The organism is Micrococcus sp. SL257, assembly GCF_026625585.1.
GTDB classification, from domain to species: domain Bacteria; phylum Actinomycetota; class Actinomycetes; order Actinomycetales; family Micrococcaceae; genus Micrococcus; species Micrococcus luteus.
Map to the genome: position 1 here is coordinate 500630 of NZ_CP113053.1, position 19992 is coordinate 520621.

Sequence of the window (19992 nt, forward strand, 5' to 3'; positions counted from 1 at the left end):
GAGGATGAACCTCGGGGCGTCCGACTCATACCCAGGTATGACCTGTGATTGTGCTGGCAGGCGCCTGGGGAGTGGCTCAGGGAAGGGCCCCGCCGCCCCGGCCGACCGCCCCGGCCGACCGCCGAGGCCGGCCGTTGAGGCCCGCAGACACGCCGCTACGACGACGGCGTAGCGGCGTGTCTGCGGGCCTCGACGAGGGGTGGGGCAGGGGCTAGGGCGGGGGCTGCAGGGCGTGCCGGAACGGCGGGTCAGAACTGCACGAGGCCCGCGCGGTGGGCGATGAGCACGGCCTGCACGCGGTCGCGGGCGCCGAGCTTGGCCAGCACCCGGCCGACGTGCGTCTTCACCGTGGCCTCGGAGAGCACGAGCTCGGCGGCGATCTCCAGATTCGCGGCGCCCTGCGCCATGAGCACCAGCACCTCGTGCTCGCGCGGGGTCAGCGACGCCACGGCCGCCTGCTGCTCCTCGCACTCGGCGCTGCGGACCTGGTCCGAGCGCAGACGCGGGGCCATGTGCGTCAGGAGCCGGCGCGTCGTGGACGGGGCGATCACGGCGTCGCCCCGGTGCACCGTGCGGATCGCGGCGAGCAGCTCCTCGGGCGGGGCGTCCTTGAGCAGGAAGCCGCTGGCGCCCGCCTCGATCGCGTCGAAGGCGTACTCGTCCAGGTCGAAGGTGGTCAGCACCACGACGCGCGGGGCGTCCGGCCGGCGCAGCAGCGCGCGGGTGGCCTCGATGCCGTCCATCTCCGGCATGCGCACGTCCATCAGCACGACGTCGGCGCCCGCCACGGACACCGACGCCACCGCCTCGCGCCCGCTGCCCGCCTCCGCCACGACCGTCAGGTCCGGCTGCGAGTCCACGAGCATGGCCAGCCCGGAGCGGATCAGTGCCTGGTCGTCCACCAGGGCCACGCGGACGGGGGCGGTCTCCTCGGAGCTCATGGGGTCATCCTCTCAAGTCGGGCGGGGTGAGCGGGCGAGACGGGGGCGGCCACCCCTCACACCGCCGAGTACGGCAGGTGGGCGGACACGCGGTACCCGGCCCCGACGCGCGGCCCCGTCTCGAGCGTCCCGCCGAACAGGGCCGTCCGCTCGGCGGCCCCCCGCAGACCCTGGCCGCTGCCCCGGGTGGCGGGGTCGGCGGCGGCGCCGCAGCCGTCGTCGTCGATCTGCAGGTCCAGGCCGTGCGCCGTCCAGGCGAGCGTGACGAAGGCGTCCGCGTCCGGCCCGCCGTGGCGCAGCGTGTTGGTGAGCGCCTCCTGCACGATCCGGTACGCCGCCAGCTCCCCACCCGCCGGCAGCGTGCGGCGGGGTGTGCCGGTCTCCAGCAGGGACACCTCGAGCCCGGACAGGCGCATCGTCTCCACGAGGGCGGGCAGGTCCGCGAGTCGCGGCTGGGGCCGGCGGCCCGGGGGCAGGCGGGTGCCGCGGCCGTCGGGGGAGGCGACGACGTCGGCGGCGGGTCGCCGGGCGTCGTCGTCGGTCACGCCGGGCACCCCGGCCACGGTCTCGCCGGTCTCGCGGAGCACGCCGAGCAGCTGGCGCATGTCCGCGAGCGCGGAACGGCCGGTCTGGCCGATGGTCTCGAGCGCGGTGACCGCGAGCGCGGGCTTGGCGGCGGCGGCGTACCGGGCGCCGTCGGCCTGGGAGATGATCACCTGCAGGGAGTGGGCGACGATGTCGTGCATCTCCCGGGCGATGTGGCTGCGCTCGTCGGCGGCGGCGAGCTCGCGCTCCTGCCGGGACTGCACCTCGAGGCGGTGGGCGCGGTCCTCGAGGGCGCGCACGGCGAGGCGGCGGTTGCGCACGACGTCGCCGAACGCCCACGCGGTGAGCACCACGAGCCCGCAGCCGATCGCCATGATGACCATGGCCAGCGGCTCCGCGGGGGAGCGGACGGTGAGGCCGTCGGGGGTGACGAACTGCGCCGGGAACAGCCACACCTTCACCCCGTTGGCCACGCCGCCGACCAGCCCCAGGAGGAGCCCGGCCACGGAGACGCTCCGGGGCGCGTTTGCAGCGAGGTTGTAGACGGTGAGCGGCACCATCAGCAGGGACAGGCTGAACTCGGGCCCGGCGAGCAGGTGCAGGACGGCCGCGGCCGTCACGACGGCGGCCGAGGCCACCGGGCGCACCCGACGCACGGCCCACGGCAGGACCATGCCGGCCCCGGCCAGGAGGGAGACGGCCGTCTGCCGGCCCTGGGGGTCCGGGGCGACCATCGGCCCGAGCGCGATCCACGGCAGCGCCACGAGCACGGTGAACAGTGCCGCGGCGGCCATCACGTCGGTGCGCACGGGGTGCAGGCGCGTCCACTGGTCGAGGCGGCGCAGGGGGTTCACGCGGGCCAGCCTAGGCCGCAGGCCGAGGGGCCGGCGTCAGTCCGCGGGATGATCCGGGACGGTCCTCAGGGCGCGAGGGAGGCGAGGACGTCGGCGGCCGGCGCCTCACGGACCCGGTGCGCCTCGGTGCCGGCCCACAGGTGGACGCGTTCGAGGTCGCCGGCGGCCGCGGCGGCGGCGCGCAGCCCCTTCGTCAGGACGTTGACCTCGGGGTACGCGGCGGGGGCGTCCGGGTGCTCCGCCATGAACGCGGTGGCCAGCGACCGCGCCCACCGCCCCGTGTAGGCGCGGGTCAGGCCGGTGCGGGCCCGGCCGTCGTCGGCGGAGAAGCGTGTCCCGGCCGCACACGCCGCGACGGCGGCCCGGTGCGCCGCCGAGGTGCCCGCCTCCGGGGTGAGGAGGAACGCGGTGCCGGCCGAGACGGCGTCCGCGCCGGCGGTCAGCAGGGCGCGCACGTCCTCGGCGGTGCCCACGCCGCCGGCGGCCACCACGGGCGCGGCGCTCGCGGCCCCCGTCCCGACGACGTCGCGCACCGCCGCCAGCACCGTCGGCATCTCGGCGCGGGTCGGCTCCGCGGCCGGGTCCGACGTGCCCCGGTGCCCGCCGGCGCGGTGGCCCTGCACCACGAGGAACGCGGCCCCGTGGTCGAGGGCGGCCCGCGCCTCGGTCGCGTCCGTCACGGTGGCTCCGGCCGGGATACCCGCGGCGGCCAGCCGGGCGAACACGTCGGCGGCCGGCAGGCCGAACGTGAAGGAGACCAGCGGCCACGCCTGCTCCTCGGCGGCGGTGAGCAGGGCGTCGAAGTCGGCCCGTTCGGCGTCCGGGTCCGGGACGACGTCCGCGGCGGTGGGCAGGCCGGCGGCGCCGTCGGCCGTCAGGCCCGCCCGGTACGCGGCGACGGCCGCCGTCCGCGCCGACCGTGCCGCCTCCGTGCGCGCCGCGTCCGGGATGGCCGTGTTCACCGCGTCCGGCACGAACAGGTTCACGCCCCAGCGGTCCGGCCCCTCCGCGCCCAGCAGCGCGCGCAGCGCGTCCACCTGCGCGCGCATCTGCGCGGCCGTCCGCATGCCGCCGGCGAGGAACCCGCCGCCGCCTGCGCCCACGACGGCGGCGACCAGCTCCGGGGTCGAGGGGCCGCCGGCCATCGGGGCCACCGCCACGGGCACGGGCGGGATCAGGCGGGCGCGGGTGACGTCGTCGGGGTGGGATGGCTGCGTCATGACCCCCAGAGTAAGGGGAGGGGTGTCGGCCCCACCCCGCGCCTACAGTGGGGCGCAGTACACGAGGGAAGGGGGTGCGCCGTGGAGGTGCTGCTCGCGCTCTCACCCATCCTGCTCACCCTCGTGCTGCTGCTCACCCGACTGCCCGCGTGGGTGGCCCCGGCCGCCGGGACGGCCGTGGCCGTGCTGCTGGCCCTCACGGCCTTCGGCGTGGCCCCGGGCGACCTGGGCGGCGCGATCGGCGCCGGCGTGCCCACGCTGCTCGAGATCCTGGCGATCATCGCGGGCGGCATCACCCTGTCCCGCGTCATGGAGTACTCGGGCGGGCACGCGCGCCTGGCCGCGTGGCTGTCGGCGGGCAACGGCCCCACGATCGCGACCGCGCTGCTCATGGTGCACGGCGTCATCCCGTTCCTCGAGACCGTGACCGGGTTCGGCGTCTCCCTGATCGTGGGTGTGCCGCTGCTGCTGGGTCTGGGCTACACGGCGTTCCGGTCCGCGCTGATCTCCGTCCTCGCGCTCACCATCGGCCCGTGGGGGTCCATGGCGCCGGGCACGCTCATGGGCGCCCGCCTGTTCGGCCTGGACTTCCGGGAGATCGGGGTCACCGCCGCGGTGTTCAACCTGCCGGCCTGCCTGGTGGCGGGCGTGGCCACGGTGCTGCTGCTGCGCGGGGCGCGCGGCATGCGAGTCGACGTCGGCCCGGCCCGGACACTGCCCTGGCTCGGCGTCGCCGTGCTCTCCGGGGTCGCCCAGTGGGCGCTGATCCTGGGGGCGAACCTCGTGGTCGGCACCGCGCCGGCGGGCGCCGTCGCCACGTTCGTGCTCACCGTGGCCTGGCTGCTCGTGATCCGCGGCGGCCGGCTGCTGCCCGGGCCGGGGCGGGACGTGGTGCCGTACCTGACGCTCATGGCCGGCACCGTGCTGGGCACCACCGTGAAGGGCGCGTTCGGGCTCGAGGGGGCGGCGGCCCTCGTGGGGACGCCGGCGCTGTGGGCGTTCGTGGCGGTGGGCGTGGGCGTGTGGCTCCTCCACCTTGACGCCGCCGCCCGCCGCCGAGTCCCCCGCGAGGCCGGGAAGCTGTGGGTGGGCACCGCCATCCCCAACGCGCTCTACGTGGCGTTCGGGCTCATCCTCTCCGCCGGCGGGGTCTCGCAGGCGCTCGCGGGCGCACTCAGCGGGATGGGGGAGTCCTACCTGGTGGCGATGCCGTTCCTCGGCGCGTTCGCCGGCTTCATCACGGCCTCGAACACCGGGGCCATGGCCCTGATCGGCCCCCTGCAGATGGACACAGGCGCCGCCCTGGGCGTCCCCCCGCCCTGGTCCAACGGCCTGCACAACGCGGCCGCGGGCTGGGGCATCGTCGCCGGGCCCGCTCGCATCCAGGTGGCCCACGGCATGGCCGCGGGGGCGCAGTCGCCGCAGATGCCCGGCTGGGCCGTGACGCGGCGGAACCTGTTCGTGGTGCTGCTGCCGGCCATGCTCGCCGGGATCCTCGGCATGGCCGTGATGGGCTGGTTCCTGCTGCCGCGGTGACGCGCGGGGGGTGGAGCGGGGCCCGGGTGGGGCGGCCCGGTTCCTTGGGCGGAAGCGGCAGGCCAGAGCGTTCCGTGGGCAGAAGTGCCCTCTCTTCTGCCCACGGAGGCGACGGGGTTGTGGGTTCTGCCCACGGAGGCGCCGGGGTTGTGGGTTCTGCCCACGGAGGCGACGGGGTTGTGGGTTCTGCCCACGGAGGCGCCGGGACTGCGGTGGCCGGCCGGGCGCGGGAGCCGGCCCGGTCCGCCCCGAGGCGGGGGCCGACGTCGACCTTCGGTGGACGCGCGGCGGCCTGTGCGCCTCCTAGGCTGGACGCCATGATCCGAGTAGTCGTGGCCGACGACCAGGCGTTGATGCGCACCGCCCTCGAGCACTTCGTGGCCCAGGCTGAGGACCTCGAGGTGGTCGGCTCCGCCGAGGACGGGGTCCAGGCCCTCGAGGCGGCCCGCACGCTGGCCCCCGACGTCGTGCTGATGGACATGCAGATGCCCCGCATGGACGGCGTCGAGGCCACCGCGCGCATCTCCGCCGAGGCCCCGGGCGTGCGCGTCCTGGCGATCACCACCTTCTCCTCCGAGCAGTACCTCGTGCCCGCCCTGCGCGCCGGCGCCGCCGGCTACCTCGTGAAGGACGCCCCGCCGGCCGAGGTGGTGGACGCCATCCGCCGCGTCCATGCCGGGGACGCCGTGTTCTCCGCCCGCGTGGCCGCGGACCTGGTGGAGGCCGTCACCGCGGCCCCCGAGCACACCGCCCCCTGCCCGGCCGAGCCCCTCGCCCCGCACGAGCGCCTCACCGAGCGCGAGCTGGACGTGGTCCGCGAGCTCGCCAAGGGCGCCTCCAACGCGGAGATCGCCGGCGCCCTGTTCCTCGCGGAGGCCACGGTGAAGTCCCACATCGGCAAGGTCCTGGACAAGTGGCAGGTCCGTGACCGCGTGCAGATCCTCATCCGCGCCGCCCGCGCGGGCCTCGTGGACATCGGATGAGCATCGCGGCGCCCGCCCCGGCTCGGACGACGACGGCGACGTCGCCCCCGCCCGCCGAGTCTCCCCTGGGCTCCCGCCTGCCGGCGATCCTGCGCACGGAACCCGTCTCCCGGCACACGCGGATCGTCCTCTACGTGATCGTCGGGCTCATGGTGCTGGGGGAGATCCTCACCCTGATGCTGGGGCCCACGGTGGCCGCCGGGCTGAGCGCCGACCCCGAACTCGCGGGCATCCTCGAGGAGGACGGCGGGCTGACGGGTGAGGGGCGGGAGCCGCTCCTGCGCTGGGTCCTGTTCCTGGCGAGCGTGCTGGTCACGCTGCTGTTCGGGTGGCAGCCCACCCTCGCGGCGGTGTTCGTGCTGCTCGGGTGCACGTTCGGTCTGGTGGGCCTCGTGGAGGCGGACCACGCGCACCTCACCCCGCAGGCGTTCAGTGGCGGGGTCGTCCTGGGCGCGGCCATGGTGACGCGGTACTCGCACCGGGTGTTCGTCTGGTTCGCCCTGGGCGCCCTCATCCTGCTCACCGTCGCGGGCGAGGTCCTCACCGACGGCACGTGGGCGGACGAGGACAGCCTCAAGGGCGTCATGGTCATCACGCTCATCGTCGCGCTGTGCGTGGCGGTGCCGGCCTTCATGATCCGCCGATCCCGGCATCGGGCCCGGGACCGCGAGGCGGCCCTGCGCCGGGCCGAGGAGGCCGCCGCCTGCGCCGCGGAGGCCGAGCGGCAGCGGATCGCGGCGGAGCTGCACGACGTCGTCGCGCACGGGCTCACCGTGATCTCGATGCAGGCCGCCATGCTGCCCACCCAGAGGGACCCGGACAAACGGGCCGCCGCGGAGAAGGCCATCGAGGAGGCCGCCCGGCAGTCCCTCGTGGACCTGCGCCGCATGCTCACCGCGCTGCGCGGCTCCTCCCGCAACGCGCAGACGGCGGAGGGGGACGCCGTCGTGGACCTGCCGGCCCGCCTCGACGAGTTCGAGGCCCAGCTGCACGCGGCCGGGTTCGCGGTCGAGCGCTCGCTGACCGAGCTGGACGAGCTGCCGCGCTCCCTGGAGCTGACCGTGCTGCGTGTGGTGCAGGAGTCGGTGACGAACATCCTCAAGCACGCCCCGCGCCGCGGCACGGTGCGCCTGACCTCGCAGCTCGAGGGCGCGGACCGCCTGGTGCTGTGCATCGCCAGCCCCATGGACGAGGGCGAGCCCCGCCGCGACCGCGTGGTGGTCGCGATGGCCAGCGGCTTCGGCCTGGCCGGCATGCGCGAGCGGGTGGCCGTGTTCGGCGGCACCCTCACGGCCGGCCCGCTGGGCGGCTGCTGGGTGGTCCGGGCCGAGCTGCCGCTGCGCTGAGCCGGGGCGGCAGCCGCGTCCTCCCGCGTTTTCCCGCGTCCGGGGGCGAAAGTGGGCGGTATCCGCGCGGGATACCGCCCACTTTCGCCCCCAAAGGGACGGGGTGGGGTGGCCGACGACGGCGGCCCTCAGCCCAGCGGGACCGTCAGCTTCTCGCCGGGGGACAGGGTGTGCTCGCGGCCGGCGATGATCATCGGCACGTCGTGCCACATGCCCTCGCCCGCGGCCACCGTCACCTCCCGCTGGGTCATCTGGATGACCACGGGCTGCTGGCGGAACCGGATGGTGAACCGGGCGCCGGGCAGCTGGGCGGGCATGCGGGGGTGCAGCCGGACGACGTCGTCGCGCGTCTCGAGGCCCGCGTAGCAGCGGATCACCGTGTCCACGGTGCCCGCCATCAGGCCCAGGTGGATGCCCTCCTTCGTGGTGCCGCCCTGCGTGTCCGAGAGGTCCGACTCGAGGGCCTCCGTGAACAGGTCCCAGGACCGGTCCGGGTCCGTGCGGGCCGACACCCACGCGTGCACCAGCCGGGAGAGCGTGGAGCCGTGCGTCGAGCGGGCCTCGTAGTACGTGACCATCCGCTCGAACGCCTCCTGCGGCAGCTCGTAGCCCATGCGGCGCAGGATCCGGTCCAGCTCCTCGGCGGAGAACAGGTATCCGAGCATGAGGGTGTCGGCCTGCTTGGAGAGCTTGTACCGGTTGGTGGCGTCGCCCTCGGCCTGCAGGATCAGGTCCATGCGGCCGATGTTCCCGTACTTGGCGCGGTAGGCCTCCCAGTCGAACTCGAGCAGGTCCTGGTAGCCCTCGAACTGGGCGAGGATGCCGGCCTCCTCGCCCTCCTCGAAGAACGGCACGGTCAGACGGGTGCTGACCTCCTCCCAGCGCTCGATCTCCTCCTCGGAGATCTCCATGAGCTCGGGCAGGCCGTCGTCGATCGTGTCCAGCCAGCGGACCAGGCGGGCGGTCTCCGCGAGCACCCACGAGGTCAGCACGTTCGTGTACGCGTTGTTGCGCAGGCCGGAGCCGGGGGTCTCGGGATAGCCGTCGTGGAACTCGTCCGGGCCCATGACGCCGTGGATCTCGTAGCGGTCCGTGACGGCGTTGTGCAGGGTCATGGACATGAAGAACCGGGAGATCTCCACGAGCATCTCCGCGCCGTAGTCCGAGATGAAGGACGTGTCCTTCGTGATCTCGATGTACCGCAGCACCGAGTAGGCGATGTCCAGGGAGACGTGCCGCTGGTTGTGGGAGTTGTCCGGCATCCACATGCGCGAGCGCGGGTTCCACAGCTCGGTGGGCGTCTCCTCGGAGCCGTCCGCCCCGGACTGCCACGGGTACATGGCACCGGCCCAGCCCTCGGCCTGGGCGTTGGCGCGGGCCTCGTTGAGACGCCGGTAGCGGTACATCAGCAGGCCCCGGGTGATCTCGGGGCGGCGCAGCGTGAGCATCGGGTAGACGTAGATCTCGTCCCAGAAGATGTGGCCGCGGTAGCCCTCGCCGTGCAGGCCACGCGCCCCCACGGAGGCGTCCAGGTCCCGGCGGCGGCCGTAGGCCGTCTGGAGCACGTGGAACGTGTGCAGGTTCAGGGCGAGCTGCTGGCGCAGCGACGCGCCGTCCTTGCCCATCGGGACCGCGGACCCCACCGGGGCCGAGTGGCCGGCGGCGACGACGGGCGGCGCGTATTCGCCGCCGGCCTCCGCCGCCGTGGAGCGGCGCTGATGCCGGTACGGCTCAGCCAGGTCGATGCGCACGGAGAACCGGTCCCAGTTGGTGCCCCAGCGCTGCTCGTGCAGGGTCAGCAGGTTGCGGAAGTTCTGGGCGCGCTGGACGTCCTTCACCGCCGACTCCCACACGGAGGCGTTGGCGTGGTCGTGGCTCGTGGCGACGGCGGCGACCTTCTCCAGCACGAGCGGCACGCCCTCGTCCACGTGGAGGAGGATGTCCTGGCCGACCACCAGGTCCGAGCCGTCCACGGGGCGGCGGATGGGCTCGTGGTGGCCCACCGGCGCCACCTGGCGGGTGCGGGTGGCCATGGCCACGTGGATGCCGGACTGGTTGGTGGCGGTCTCGAGCAGGACGGTCTCGCCGTCGATCTCCCGGGCCTGGACCGGCTCGAGGTGCTGGTTGGCGAGGGTGCGGTCGTCGGAGACGTTGAGGTTGGCCACGCGGCCCTCGATCTTCGAGCGCACCGTGAGGTCCCCGGACCAGTTCTCCGCCACCACGGTCAGCTCGATCGCGGCGAGGTGCCGATTGGCCAGCGAGGTGAACTGCCGGGTGTGGACCGTGGTGCGCCGGCCCTGCTCGTCCTCGAAGGTCATGGTGCGGGAGAGCACGCCGCGGCGCAGGTCCATCTCCTGGCCGTACTCCACGAGGTTCTCCTCACCCGGCAGCAGCGGGCGGCCGTGGCGCGGGGTCACCACGAGCGGGGTCCAGTCCTGGATGTTGACCATGTGCTCGGTCTCCACGACCCGGCCCTGGACCATCGAGGTCAGCCGGTTGAACACGCCGGCCATGTAGGTGCCGGGGTAGTGGACGGAGGAGATGCGCGTGCCGGGCACGGCGCCGCGGGTGCCCCAGTACCCGTTGGCCAGGGTGCACAGCACCTCGCGTGTGCCCTCGGAGGCCGGGTCGAAGCGGTCCCAGCGCAGCACCCACGCGGGGTCGAACGGGGTGGTGGTGCGGTCCTCCAGATGCAGGGTCCCGTAGTCCTGGACCACCAGGTGGGCGCCGGCCGCCTTGAGTCGGCCCTTGCCGAGCTCGGGTTCGCGGTCCACGCCGATCACGAGGCCGAAGCGGCCGTCCGCGGCGGCCTTCACACCGGAGACGGCGTCCTCGAGGACCATCGCGTCCGCGACGTCGACGCCCAGCTCGCGGGCGGCCTCCCAGAACATCGCCGGGTCCGGCTTGCCCGGCAGCCCGCGCTCGACGGCGGTGTTCCCGTCCACGATCACGGGGAAGAAGTCCAGCACGCCGCCGGCCGTGAGCACGGCGCGGGAGTTCTTGGAGCTGGTGACCAGTGCGACCGGCACGCCCTTGGCCCGCAGCCGCTCGAGGAGGTCCTGGGCCTCCGGGAACACGCGGACGCCGTCGCGCTCGAGCACCTGCTCGAAGTAGCCCTGCTTGCGCTCGGCGAGGGCGAGGACCGTCAGCTCCGGGGCCGTGTCCGCTTCGGGGGAGTCGGCCTCGGGCACCTGCAGGCCGCGGGAGGCGAAGAACGTGCGGACCCCGTCCTCGCGGGGACGCCCGTCCACGTGGTGCAGGTAGTCGGCGGCGGCGTCGAAGGGGCGCAGCACGTCCGGGTCCGCGGCGACGACGGCGGCGTTGGCGGGCAGCGCGCCCACGGCGGGCAGCGCCCCGTCGAAGAGCTCCTTCCACGCCTGCGCGTGCACGCCGGCGGTGTCCGTGATGACCCCGTCCATGTCGAAGATGACGGCGCGGTAGCGGCGGAGCCGGTGGCGGCGGGCGTTCAGGTCCTGCGGAGCGGCGGGGGTGAGCGTCTGCGACATGGGAACCAGCCTACGGGCGGGGAAGTGGGGCCGCACGGGGAGTGCCGCGGCGATGTTCACCGCAGCGAGCGCGCCGTCGTTCCGGCCGACCGCACCGCAGCGACATCACAGCGGTTCTCAGCTGCGGTGATGTCGCTGCGGCGCGGTGGGTTCCGGGAATAGGGTCGTGCCGACGGGGCGGACGTGTGCCCCCGCGCGCCGGAAGCGTGGCCCGGGAACGAGCAGGACACACTCGGCGGAGATGGCCGGGGGGCGGAGGGCTCATGAACTGGATGAGGAGCAAGTGATGGATGCGAAGCCGACGCGGTTGCGGAAGAAGGCGACGCGGGAGGAGATCCTGGCGAGTCTGCCGGTGCAGGCGCGGGTGCGTCCGGCGCGGTGGCTGCTCCTGTGGCTGATCGTCGTGGTGTGCATCGCGGTGTTCGTGTGGGTGATCTTCCGGCCGCCGGAGGATGTCTCGGCCGGGTTCGGGGTGTGGCGTGCGGCGTCGTTCATCGGGTTGGCGCTGGCGTTGGCGGTGCTTCCCGCCGCGACGATGGGTCTGTTCCGGCCTCGGCATGTCACGTTCGATGAGCGACGGGTGTGGACGCGGGACTGGTCCGTGGACTGGGCGGACGTGAAGGAAGTCCGTGCTGTGGCGCCAGAGTCGGAGCACACGATGAAGGTGGCGCTCAAGGTGGACGAGCGGCTGTGGAACGAGGGTGGTCTGCGCAAGGCCAACCGGTGGGACTCGGGACGGCCGTTGCAGGGTGGCGGGTTGACGAACCCCCAGCCGTGTGTGCGGACGCAGGCGGCTCTGGCGCCCTCGACGAACACGCTGTTCGACGTGTTCGACGAGTTGAAGAAGCGGAACCGTCGGGCGGGGAGCCCGCGGTGACGCGCCCCGGCTTCCGTCACCGCCGGGTCAGCAGCGTGAGCACCTCCGCGTGCCGGGTCTGGGGGAACATGTCGAACACCTGCACCCGCGCCACCCGATAGCTCGGCATCCGGGCCAGGTCCTGCGCGAGCGTCGCCGGGTTGCAGCTGGAGTACAGGACGGTGGGCACACCCGAGTCCTCCAGCGCGTCGGCCAGCTCGGCGCCGATGCCCCGCCGGGGCGGATTCACGACGACGGCGTCCGGGCGGGGCCGCCGTTTCTTGGACGAAAGCGCCTCCGGAGCCCGCCGTTTCTCGAACGAAAGCGCGGAGGTGGCGTCGCCGGCGGAGAAGCGCGCCCGGTCGGCCAGGCCGAGCTCCGCGGCCGTCTCCCGGGCCGCGGCCACCGCCTCGGCGGAGGACTCCATGCCCCACACGTCGCGCACGCCGGCCCGGGCCAGGTGGAACGCGAACCCGCCCACCCCGCAGTACAGGTCCCACGCCGACGCCGGCACACCGCCCTCGGCGACCCACGCCGCCGCCGTCGCGTACAGCCCCTCGGTCACCGCGGTGTTCGTCTGGAAGAACCCCTGCGGGCGCAGCCGCAGGCCGATCCCGTTCAGTTCCATCCGCAGGGTCGGCCCGCCGGCGAGCACGATCTCCTCGTCGCCCTCGGGCAGGGCCACGTGCTCGGGCAGCAGGTTCGCGCTCACCACGGCGGCGGGTGTCCCGCGCGCCGCGAGGTCATCCAGCAGCCCCGGCACCGCCGCGCGCAGCGCGTCCAGCCGGTCGGCGGAGCGCAGCACGAACCGGACCATCGCCTCCCGGTCGGGGGAGAGCGTCACGATCACGTTCTTCAGCTCGCCCGTGCGGGCGGCGACGTCGTAGGGCTCCAGCCCGGCCGCCGTCACCGCCGCCGCGCACGCCTCGAACACGCCCTCCATGCCGGCCTCGTACAGGCCGCAGTCGCGCAGGTCCACGCCGGCGCCGTCGTGATGGCGGGGGTGCTGCCGCGGGTCCAGGATGCCCAGCCGCGGCGCCGCCGCCGACCCCGTGACCACGAGCTTCGCCTTGTTCCGGAACCCGGCCTCCGCGGAGGCGAACGGCTCGGCCACGACCGTGTCCGCATCGAGCGCGTCCGCCAGCGCGGCCAGGACCGCGGCCTGCTTGTCCGCGAGCTGCCGGGCGTACGGCACGCCCATCAGCGGGCAGGAACGGCACTCGCCGACATCGAAGTGGGGGCACTGCACGGGCGTCGCCTCAGCCCTCGAGGCTGACCCGCAGGCCGGGCCGGTCCAGGCGGATCGCGAGCTGCTCGAGGGCCAGCTCGGCGGCTGCGGCCAGGTCCGCGTCCACGTCCATCACCATGCCGGTGAGCACGGGCAGGGCGGACTCGAGGTCCTCGGGGCGGGCGAGGGCACCCAGTGCGGACGCGGCCGACGCGCGGACCTCCGGGTCCGGGTCGGCACAGCCGGCCCGCACCGCGTCCACGAGGGTGCGGTCGACGGCGGCATCGCGGCGCAGCGAGCCGGCGCGGGAGGCGAGCACGAGGTGGGCCGCCGAGCGGACGTCCGCCTCGGGGGCGGTGAGCGCCCCGGTCAGGGCGGGCAGCGCGCTGCGGTGCCACGCGTGCATCAGGGCCAGGGCGCCGGTCGCGGCGGGGCTGAGGTCGCCGTCGTCGCCGGTGAGGGCGCGGGCGGCGCCCGAGGTGACGTCATCGGGAGTGGCCGCGCCGGTCATCAGGCGCACCGCCAGCCCGGCGACGGCGGCCTCCCCGCGCTCGGCGACGGCGGCCTCGGTGCGGCGGCGCAGGCGGTCGTGCGGAGTCTGGGGCTCCGCGGGCAGGGGGAGACGGTCGAAGGCGGTCATGGGTCCATTGTCCCCCGTGCGCGGACCCGCCTGGGGCGCGGCCGGGAGGTTCCCCGCAGACTCCTGGACGGGGCGTGACCGGCCGCACAGGGCCCGGACTCGGGTGATACGTTCGACGGCATGAGACCCCCCGGAGCCCTCGCCCTCGAATTCCGGGCGGACAGCTTCGATCATCCCACCGGCCTGGTGGACGCCGGCACCGTCATCTCCTGGATCGAGAAGGCCGGCTACGCCGTCGCGGCGAGTTGGGCCGGGACGTTCGTGCGTGCCCGCTACATGGGGCACACCCAGTTCCGGCACCCCGTGCCGGTGGACCGCCGCGCTGTGGTGCAGGCGCGCGTGGTCCACACGGACGGCGCCGAGGTGCACGTCCAGACCCGCCTGCTGCTGCCGGAGATCCGCGACGACGACGGCGACCCCGTGGTCGCCACCTCGTCCCTCGTGGTCTACGCCGCGGAGGAGGGCGGGGTGCCCGTGACCGTGCCGGTCTGGGAGCCCTCGACCCCCGGCCAGATCGAGCGCGACGAACAGGCCCGCCGCTCCACCGTGGCCCGCCGCGCCGTCGAGCGCGGCATGGCCCGACTGCCGTTCCCCGCGCCCGGGGAGGCCCCCGAGGAGATGAGCACCCTCGCGTTCCTGGCCCCCAACGCGGAGGCCACCGTGGGCGGCACCATCAACGCGGGCGCGATCCTGCGCTGGGTGGACGAGGCGGCCGCCGTCTGCGCCGCCCGCTGGACCGGACATGAATCCGTGGTCGCGGTGTTCGGCGGCGGTGTGCGCTTCGTGCGGAACATCCACGTGGGCGACCTCGTGCGCGTGGAGGCCCTCCTGGTGAACACCACGGAGCGGTCCATGCATGTGGCGCTGCGCGTCTACGCGAGCCGACGCACCGGGGCGGAGTCCCGCCTGGTGGCGCACTCGATCGCCGTCATGGTGGACGTCTCCGCGGAGGACCAGGCCCAGCGGGTGCGGCAGTACATCCCCGAGAGCGAGAGCGCCCGGAGGCTGCAGGAGACGGCGATCGAACTCGTGCGCATGCGCTCCGAGGTGAGCGCGGCCTGGACCGAGATGCGCCGCTCGACCGATCCGCGCTGACGGGGCCCTGAGTAGACTGAGCGAATGCGTCGACCGTCCCTGCCGTCCCTGTCCCGCCTGCCGGTCCGTCGTCTCCTCCGGGGAGCGGCCGTGGCCGCGGGCGTCGGTCTCGTGGGACTGCCGCTGACGGTCGCCGCCGGGCTCACCGGCGTGGACATGGTCAAGCGCGGCGGCCGAGTGCGCCGACCCGCGCCGAACCCCGGCGTGTTTGACGCCCACGTGGAGGGCTCCGAGCTGCGCATCTTCACCTCGGGTGAGGACCTCTACAAGGAGATGATCGCCGCGATCGACGGAGCGCAGCGGATCATCAAGTTCGAGACCTTCATCTGGAAGGGCGACCCCACGGGCCAGCGGTTCATGGACGCCTTCAACCGGGCGGCCGTGCGCGGCGTGGAGGTCTACGTCTCCTACGACGGGTTCGGGAACCTCGTGGTCCCGCCCCGCTTCTACCGTCAGCTGGACCCGCGCATCCACGTGTTCCGGCTGCCGGCCTTCGCCCGCCCGATCTGGCGAGGCGTGGTCCGGCACAGCGGGTTCAACCACTCGAAGATCATGGTGGTGGACGACGAGGTCGGCTTCGCCGGCGGCTTCAACATCGGCGACGACTACGCCCGCCTGTGGCGGGACACCCACGTGCGTGAGCGCGGCCCGGCGGTGTGGGCGCTGGGCCAGTCGATCTCCATCAAGTGGAACGCCCACCACCGCGCGGGCGAGCAGATGTCCTGGCGCCCCCCGGACACGTGGGACCCGCGCGTCACCGTGGCCGCGAACCAGCCGCCGCTCCTGGTCTACCCGATCCGGCTGAGCTACCTCGACGCCATCCAGCGGGCGCAGCACCGCATCCTCATCAACACGCCGTACTTCATCCCGGACCAGCAGGTCCTCGAGGCGCTGCTGCACGCGGCCCGGCGCGGGGTGGACGTGCAGGTGATGGTGCCGGAGGACTCCAACCACATCGTGGCGGACTGGGCCTCGCGCGGCTTCTTCGGGAAGATGCTCGAGGCCGGCATCACGATCCTGCTGTACAGGGCCAGCATGATCCACGCGAAGACCGCCACCGTGGACGGCATCTGGTCCACCGTGGGCTCGGCCAACGTCGACCGCCTCTCCCTGGGCTTCAACTACGAGTCCAACGTGGTGGTCGTGGACCGCGACTTCGCCGCCCGGATGGAGGAGATCTTCGCTCTCGACGCCCAGCGGGCCGTCCGGATCGACACCCCGCGCTGGGAGGACCGTCACGGCCTCGCCCGCGTGGTCGAGGCCCTGCTGGTACCACTGCGTCCCCTGCTCTGAGGACCCCGGGCGCTGAGCCAGACGTTTCTGCAGTTCTGACGCCCGATCCGCAGCGGAATCATCTGGCTCACGCCCCCCGCCGCGTGAGCCAGACGTTTCTGCCGTTCTGACGCCCGATCCGCAGCGGAATCATCTGGCTCACGCCCCCTGGCGACGTCTCCCGACCGTGCCGTCCCTTCCCGTCGCCGCCCGGGCTCACCCTCTCTCTTGCATACCCCTGGGGGTATACCCTACGCTCGTTCTCGACATACCCCAGGGGGTATCGGATGGACATCGAGACCCCCCGACCCGGAGGAGAACCATGCTGCTCGAGCGCATCTACGACGAGGACCTCGCCCAGGCCAGCTACGTGATCGGCTGCCAGGCGAAGAACGAGGCGATGGTGGTGGACCCCCGCCGCGACATCCAGGTGTACCTGGACCTGGCCGCCAAGAACGGCATGACCATCACCCACGTGACCGAGACCCACATCCACGCGGACTACCTCTCCGGCACCCGCGAGCTGGCCCACGCCACCGGCGCCCAGATCCACCTGTCCGGCGAGGGCGGCGAGGACTGGGCCTACGGCTTCGAGGGCAACCTCCTCAAGGACGGCGACACGGTGACGCTCGGCAACATCACCGTCGAGGCCGTGCACACCCCGGGCCACACCCCCGAGCACCTGTCCTTCCTCGTCACCGACGGCGCCTTCGCGGACGCCCCGGGCTACATGCTCACCGGCGACTTCGTGTTCTCCGGCGACCTCGGCCGCCCGGACCTGCTGGACGAGGCCGCCGGCGGCGTCGACACCCGCTTCGAGGGCGCCCAGCAGCTCTTCGCCTCCCTCAAGGCGAAGTTCCTGACCCTCCCGGACCACGTGCAGGTGTTCCCGGCCCACGGCGCCGGCTCCGCCTGCGGCAAGGCACTCGGCGCGCTGCCCTCCACCACGGTCGGCTACGAGCGCAAGTACGCGTGGTGGTCCGACTACCTGAAGAACGACGACGAGCAGGGCTTCATCGACGAGCTGCTCGACGGCCAGCCCGACGCCCACGCCTACTTCGCCCGCATGAAGCGCCAGAACAAGCAGGGGCCAGCCATCCTGGGCGAGCTGCCCGAGCTCGAGGAGCTGGACGCCGGGGGCGTGCAGGCGACGCTCGCCGAGGGCGCCGTGTTCGCGGACACCCGCGGTGTGGACGAGATCCTCGCCGGCACCGTGCCGGGCGCGCTGGCCTTTCCGTCCCGCGGCAAGGTCGCCACGCACGCCGGCTGGGCCTACGACCCGGAGAGCGACGACGCCGCCCTCGTCCTGCTCGCCGAGGACCGCGAGGACGCGCACACGATGCGCGACCACATGATCCGCGTGGGCGTCGACGCCGCCGCCGCGTTCACCACCTCCGTGGACGGCCTCACGTTGGAGCCGGTGCCCACCGTGCAGGCCGACGAGCTGCGGTCCCGCATCGAGGCCGGCGAGGTCGGCGCGGAGCAGGACACCGTGCTGGTGGACGTGCGCAACAAGACCGAGTTCTCCCACGGCACCGTGGCGGACGCCCGGCAGCTGAACGCCGGCAAGGTGCTCTTCCACCAGGAGGAGCTGCCGAAGGACAAGACCCTGGTGACCTTCTGCCAGTCCGGCCTGCGCAACATCGTGGCCGCCCAGGCGCTGCGCCGCGCCGGGTTCGACGTGATCGAGCTCGAGGGCAGCTACGCCGCCTGGCAGCAGTCCTGACACACCCCCAGACCAACCCCGAGGAGCCCCTCCCATGAGCGTCACCCTGTCCCCCGTCGCCCCGCGCGACCTGAAGGCCGAGCTGGCCGCCCGCCCCGACGCCGTCGTGCTGGACGTGCGCACCCCCGGCGAGTTCGAGACCGAGCACATCGCCGGCTCCTACAACGTGCCGCTGGACCTGCTCCAGGAGCACGCGGACGAGGTCGCCGCCCGCCTGGACGGCACCGCGGTGCTCGTCTGCCAGTCCGGCAGCCGGGCCGGCACCGCCCAGGACCGTCTGGCCCAGGCCGGCTTCACCTCCGCGCGCGTCCTGCAGGGCGGCATCTCCGCCTACGCCGAGGCCGGCGGCGAGGTCGTCCGCAGCGGCAACCGCTGGTCCATGGACCGTCAGGTCCGCATGACCGCCGGGTCCATCGCGCTGGTCGGGGCCGTGGCCTCCCAGGTCGGCTCGAAGCGGTTCGGCCTCATCCCCGCCGCGATCGGCGCGGGCCTGTCCTTCTCCGCCGTGTCCAACACGTGCGCCATGGCGTCCGTGCTGGCCAAGATGCCGTGGAACCGCCCCGCGCAGGAGCGCTCCGCGGGCGACGTGATCGGCCGCATCCCCACCGGCGCGGGGAAGCGGAGCTGACCCGTGATGTGGATCGTCCTCGCCCTGGCCCTCGTGGTCGGCCTGCTGCTCGGCCTCATGGGTGGCGGCGGGTCGATCCTGATGGTGCCCCTGCTGACGTACGTGGCCGGCCTCGAGCCGAAGCAGGCCATCGCGGGCTCCCTGTTCGTGGTGGGTGTGACCTCGCTGGTCTCAGTGCTGCTGCACTCGCGGCACGGCACCGTCCGGTGGCGCACCGGCCTGATCTTCGGCGCGGCCTCGATGGTGGGTGCCCTCCTGGGCGGCGTCGTCGGCGGCTTCCTGCCGGGGACCCTGCTGCTGATCGCCTTCGCGGTGATGATGCTCTTCACGGCGTGGGCCATGATCCGGCCCAAGAAGACGCAGCCGGCGGCCGCCCCCTCAGTGGAGGCCTCGGCTGACGTCGAGCCCCGCCGCCACCCGCTCGGGAAGATCCTGCTGGAGGGCGTCGTCGTCGGCTTCGTCACGGGCATCGTCGGCGCCGGCGGCGGGTTCCTCGTGGTCCCTGCGCTGGTCCTGCTCGGCGGCCTGCCGATGTCCGCTGCGGTGGGCACGTCCCTGCTGGTGATCGCCATGAAGTCCTTCGCGGGCCTCGGCGGCTACCTGACCAGCGTGACGCTGCCGTGGGACCTGCTGCTGTGGGTCACCGGTGTGGCCGTGGTCGGTGCGCTGATCGGCGTTCCGCTCATGAAGCGGGTCCCGGAGAAGGCGCTGAAGAAGGGCTTCGGCTGGTTCGTGCTGGCCATGGGCCTGGTGATCCTCGTCCGGGAACTCATCGGTCTCCTCGTGTGACCTCCGGCGACGTCGCCGGATACCCCTGGGGATATGATTCCCCTCCCCGCCACCGTGACAAAGGAGGTCGCCGTGCGCACCGCCGACGCCGAGACCCAGCGCAAGATCCTCAACCGCCTCAAGCGGGCCCGCGGCCAGCTGGACGCCGTGATCCGCGAGGTCGAGGGCGAGGGTCGCTGCAAGGACGTGGTCACGCAGCTCTCCGCCGTCTCCACCGCGCTGGATCGCGCCGGCTTCGCGATCGTCTCTGCGGCCATGCAGTATTGCCTCGCCGACCCCGAGAAGGCGGAGGACGAGGAGAAGCTCACCGTCGCCGAGCTCGAGAAGCTCTTCATGACCCTGGCCTGACCGGCCACCCCGAAGCCCCCTCGCCGAAAGGATCCCTCATGTGCCGTCCTGCGCGCTGCCGCGTCTGCCGCAGGGCCACCTGGGCCGGATGCGGCCGGCACGTCGAGTCCGTCAAGGCCGTCGTCCCCGCGGCGCAGTGGTGCGATGGCCGTCACTCTGATGCCGAGCGCGACGCAGCCCGCGCGGGCCGTGCCGGGGCCGCAGGGTTCTTCGCGAGGCTCTTCGGGCGCTGAGCCAGGCGTTCCGGGGGCGTGAGCCAGATGTTCGTGCTGTTCTGAGGGACCCTCAGCAGCGGAAACGTCTGGCTCACGCCCCCCGTCTGGCGTCGCTCAGTCCTCGTGCGGGTCCGCCAGCGGGTGGTTCGGCAGCCGGCTGTCCGGGGTGCGCCCGCGGCGTCCGACGACGACGGCTGCTGCCCGACCTCCTCGCCCGCGGCTGGGGCACAATGAACCCGGCCCACGTCGGCCCACCTCACTGC

Annotated in this window: 16 protein-coding genes; 10 read left to right on the plus strand and 6 right to left on the minus strand. The window is 73.6% G+C overall.

Annotated elements, in window-relative coordinates; translation table 11 throughout:
* Positions 1 to 248: 248 nt before the first annotated feature.
* The 3 genes from OVA32_RS02380 to OVA32_RS02390 all read right to left on the minus strand — a co-directional run bounded on the left by OVA32_RS02380 (position 249) and on the right by OVA32_RS02390 (position 3561).
* Positions 249 to 941, minus strand: coding sequence for a response regulator (locus OVA32_RS02380; protein WP_020625618.1), 693 nt, complete (start codon positions 939 to 941; stop codon positions 249 to 251).
* Between the two features lie 56 nt (positions 942 to 997).
* A complete protein-coding gene (locus OVA32_RS02385) occupies positions 998 to 2341 on the minus strand; it encodes a sensor histidine kinase (RefSeq protein WP_063189408.1) in 1344 nt (447 codons plus the stop codon).
* A 65-nt stretch (positions 2342 to 2406) separates the two neighbouring features.
* Entirely contained in the window at positions 2407 to 3561 is a 1155-nt protein-coding gene (locus OVA32_RS02390; protein ID WP_144818892.1) for a nitronate monooxygenase, read from the minus strand.
* 81 nt (positions 3562 to 3642) lie between these two features.
* Between OVA32_RS02390 and OVA32_RS02395 the strand changes: the two genes are divergently transcribed.
* The 3 genes from OVA32_RS02395 to OVA32_RS02405 all read left to right on the plus strand — a co-directional run bounded on the left by OVA32_RS02395 (position 3643) and on the right by OVA32_RS02405 (position 7426).
* Positions 3643 to 5097, plus strand: a complete 1455-nt coding sequence (locus tag OVA32_RS02395) for an L-lactate permease (protein WP_144818894.1) — start codon at positions 3643 to 3645, stop codon at positions 5095 to 5097.
* A gap of 317 nt (positions 5098 to 5414) precedes the next feature.
* Positions 5415 to 6080: a response regulator transcription factor gene (locus tag OVA32_RS02400; protein ID WP_036316202.1), complete on the plus strand. Its 666-nt coding sequence runs from the start codon at positions 5415 to 5417 to the stop codon at positions 6078 to 6080.
* Positions 6077 to 7426 carry a sensor histidine kinase gene (locus tag OVA32_RS02405; RefSeq protein ID WP_051995287.1) on the plus strand — a complete coding sequence of 450 codons (1350 nt, stop codon included), beginning with the start codon at positions 6077 to 6079 and terminating at the stop codon, positions 7424 to 7426. Before OVA32_RS02400 ends, OVA32_RS02405 begins: the two co-directional genes overlap by 4 nt.
* Positions 7427 to 7554: 128 nt before the next feature.
* Here the strand turns inward: OVA32_RS02405 and OVA32_RS02410 are convergent, their stop codons facing one another.
* Positions 7555 to 10932, minus strand: a complete 3378-nt coding sequence (locus tag OVA32_RS02410; RefSeq protein WP_041103426.1) for a beta-phosphoglucomutase family hydrolase — start codon at positions 10930 to 10932, stop codon at positions 7555 to 7557.
* Between the two features lie 286 nt (positions 10933 to 11218).
* Here OVA32_RS02410 and OVA32_RS02415 point away from each other — a divergent pair, with 286 nt between their 5' ends.
* A complete protein-coding gene (locus tag OVA32_RS02415; RefSeq protein ID WP_041103424.1) occupies positions 11219 to 11809 on the plus strand; it encodes a hypothetical protein in 591 nt (196 codons plus the stop codon).
* Positions 11810 to 11825: 16 nt separating this feature from the next.
* Here the strand turns inward: OVA32_RS02415 and rlmC are convergent, their stop codons facing one another.
* Positions 11826 to 13037: a 23S rRNA (uracil(747)-C(5))-methyltransferase RlmC gene (gene rlmC, locus OVA32_RS02420; RefSeq protein WP_036384552.1), complete on the minus strand. Its 1212-nt coding sequence runs from the start codon at positions 13035 to 13037 to the stop codon at positions 11826 to 11828.
* Positions 13038 to 13047: 10 nt separating this feature from the next.
* The gene (locus OVA32_RS02425) at positions 13048 to 13656 is read right to left on the minus strand and encodes a HEAT repeat domain-containing protein (protein WP_020628173.1); all 609 of its coding nucleotides are present in this window, start codon (positions 13654 to 13656) and stop codon (positions 13048 to 13050) included.
* A 120-nt stretch (positions 13657 to 13776) separates the two neighbouring features.
* On the opposite strand from OVA32_RS02425, the gene OVA32_RS02430 reads away from it, so the two are divergent.
* The 6 genes from OVA32_RS02430 to OVA32_RS02455 all read left to right on the plus strand — a co-directional run bounded on the left by OVA32_RS02430 (position 13777) and on the right by OVA32_RS02455 (position 19514).
* Positions 13777 to 14751 carry an acyl-CoA thioesterase gene (locus OVA32_RS02430; protein WP_036316197.1) on the plus strand — a complete coding sequence of 325 codons (975 nt, stop codon included), beginning with the start codon at positions 13777 to 13779 and terminating at the stop codon, positions 14749 to 14751.
* Between the two features lie 24 nt (positions 14752 to 14775).
* Positions 14776 to 16044 (plus strand): phospholipase D-like domain-containing protein, encoded by a 1269-nt coding sequence (locus OVA32_RS02435; protein ID WP_267715046.1) that lies wholly within the window; start codon positions 14776 to 14778, stop codon positions 16042 to 16044.
* Between the two features lie 301 nt (positions 16045 to 16345).
* Positions 16346 to 17749, plus strand: a complete 1404-nt coding sequence (locus tag OVA32_RS02440) for an MBL fold metallo-hydrolase (RefSeq protein WP_036384546.1) — start codon at positions 16346 to 16348, stop codon at positions 17747 to 17749.
* A 34-nt stretch (positions 17750 to 17783) separates the two neighbouring features.
* A complete protein-coding gene (locus OVA32_RS02445) occupies positions 17784 to 18377 on the plus strand; it encodes a rhodanese-like domain-containing protein (protein WP_052007121.1) in 594 nt (197 codons plus the stop codon).
* A 6-nt stretch (positions 18378 to 18383) separates the two neighbouring features.
* Positions 18384 to 19166 (plus strand): sulfite exporter TauE/SafE family protein, encoded by a 783-nt coding sequence (locus OVA32_RS02450; protein WP_080696032.1) that lies wholly within the window; start codon positions 18384 to 18386, stop codon positions 19164 to 19166.
* Between the two features lie 72 nt (positions 19167 to 19238).
* The gene (locus OVA32_RS02455) at positions 19239 to 19514 is read left to right on the plus strand and encodes a metal-sensitive transcriptional regulator (protein WP_036384544.1); all 276 of its coding nucleotides are present in this window, start codon (positions 19239 to 19241) and stop codon (positions 19512 to 19514) included.
* The last annotated feature ends 478 nt before the right edge of the window (positions 19515 to 19992 follow it).

What these genes read in the sequence shown, in the direction of transcription:
- OVA32_RS02380 (WP_020625618.1), bottom strand. Translation starts at nt 941, where the DNA reads ATGAGCTCCGAGGAGACCGCCCCCGTCCGCGTGGCCCTGGTGGACGAC.
- OVA32_RS02390 (WP_144818892.1), bottom strand. Translation starts at nt 3,561, where the DNA reads ATGACGCAGCCATCCCACCCCGACGACGTCACCCGCGCCCGCCTGATC.
- OVA32_RS02400 (WP_036316202.1), top strand. Translation starts at nt 5,415, where the DNA reads ATGATCCGAGTAGTCGTGGCCGACGACCAGGCGTTGATGCGCACCGCC.
- OVA32_RS02405 (WP_051995287.1), top strand. Translation starts at nt 6,077, where the DNA reads ATGAGCATCGCGGCGCCCGCCCCGGCTCGGACGACGACGGCGACGTCG.
- OVA32_RS02410 (WP_041103426.1), bottom strand. Translation starts at nt 10,932, where the DNA reads ATGTCGCAGACGCTCACCCCCGCCGCTCCGCAGGACCTGAACGCCCGC.
- OVA32_RS02415 (WP_041103424.1), top strand. Translation starts at nt 11,219, where the DNA reads ATGGATGCGAAGCCGACGCGGTTGCGGAAGAAGGCGACGCGGGAGGAG.
- OVA32_RS02425 (WP_020628173.1), bottom strand. Translation starts at nt 13,656, where the DNA reads ATGACCGCCTTCGACCGTCTCCCCCTGCCCGCGGAGCCCCAGACTCCG.
- OVA32_RS02430 (WP_036316197.1), top strand. Translation starts at nt 13,777, where the DNA reads ATGAGACCCCCCGGAGCCCTCGCCCTCGAATTCCGGGCGGACAGCTTC.
- OVA32_RS02435 (WP_267715046.1), top strand. Translation starts at nt 14,776, where the DNA reads ATGCGTCGACCGTCCCTGCCGTCCCTGTCCCGCCTGCCGGTCCGTCGT.
- OVA32_RS02440 (WP_036384546.1), top strand. Translation starts at nt 16,346, where the DNA reads ATGCTGCTCGAGCGCATCTACGACGAGGACCTCGCCCAGGCCAGCTAC.
- OVA32_RS02445 (WP_052007121.1), top strand. Translation starts at nt 17,784, where the DNA reads ATGAGCGTCACCCTGTCCCCCGTCGCCCCGCGCGACCTGAAGGCCGAG.
- OVA32_RS02450 (WP_080696032.1), top strand. Translation starts at nt 18,384, where the DNA reads ATGTGGATCGTCCTCGCCCTGGCCCTCGTGGTCGGCCTGCTGCTCGGC.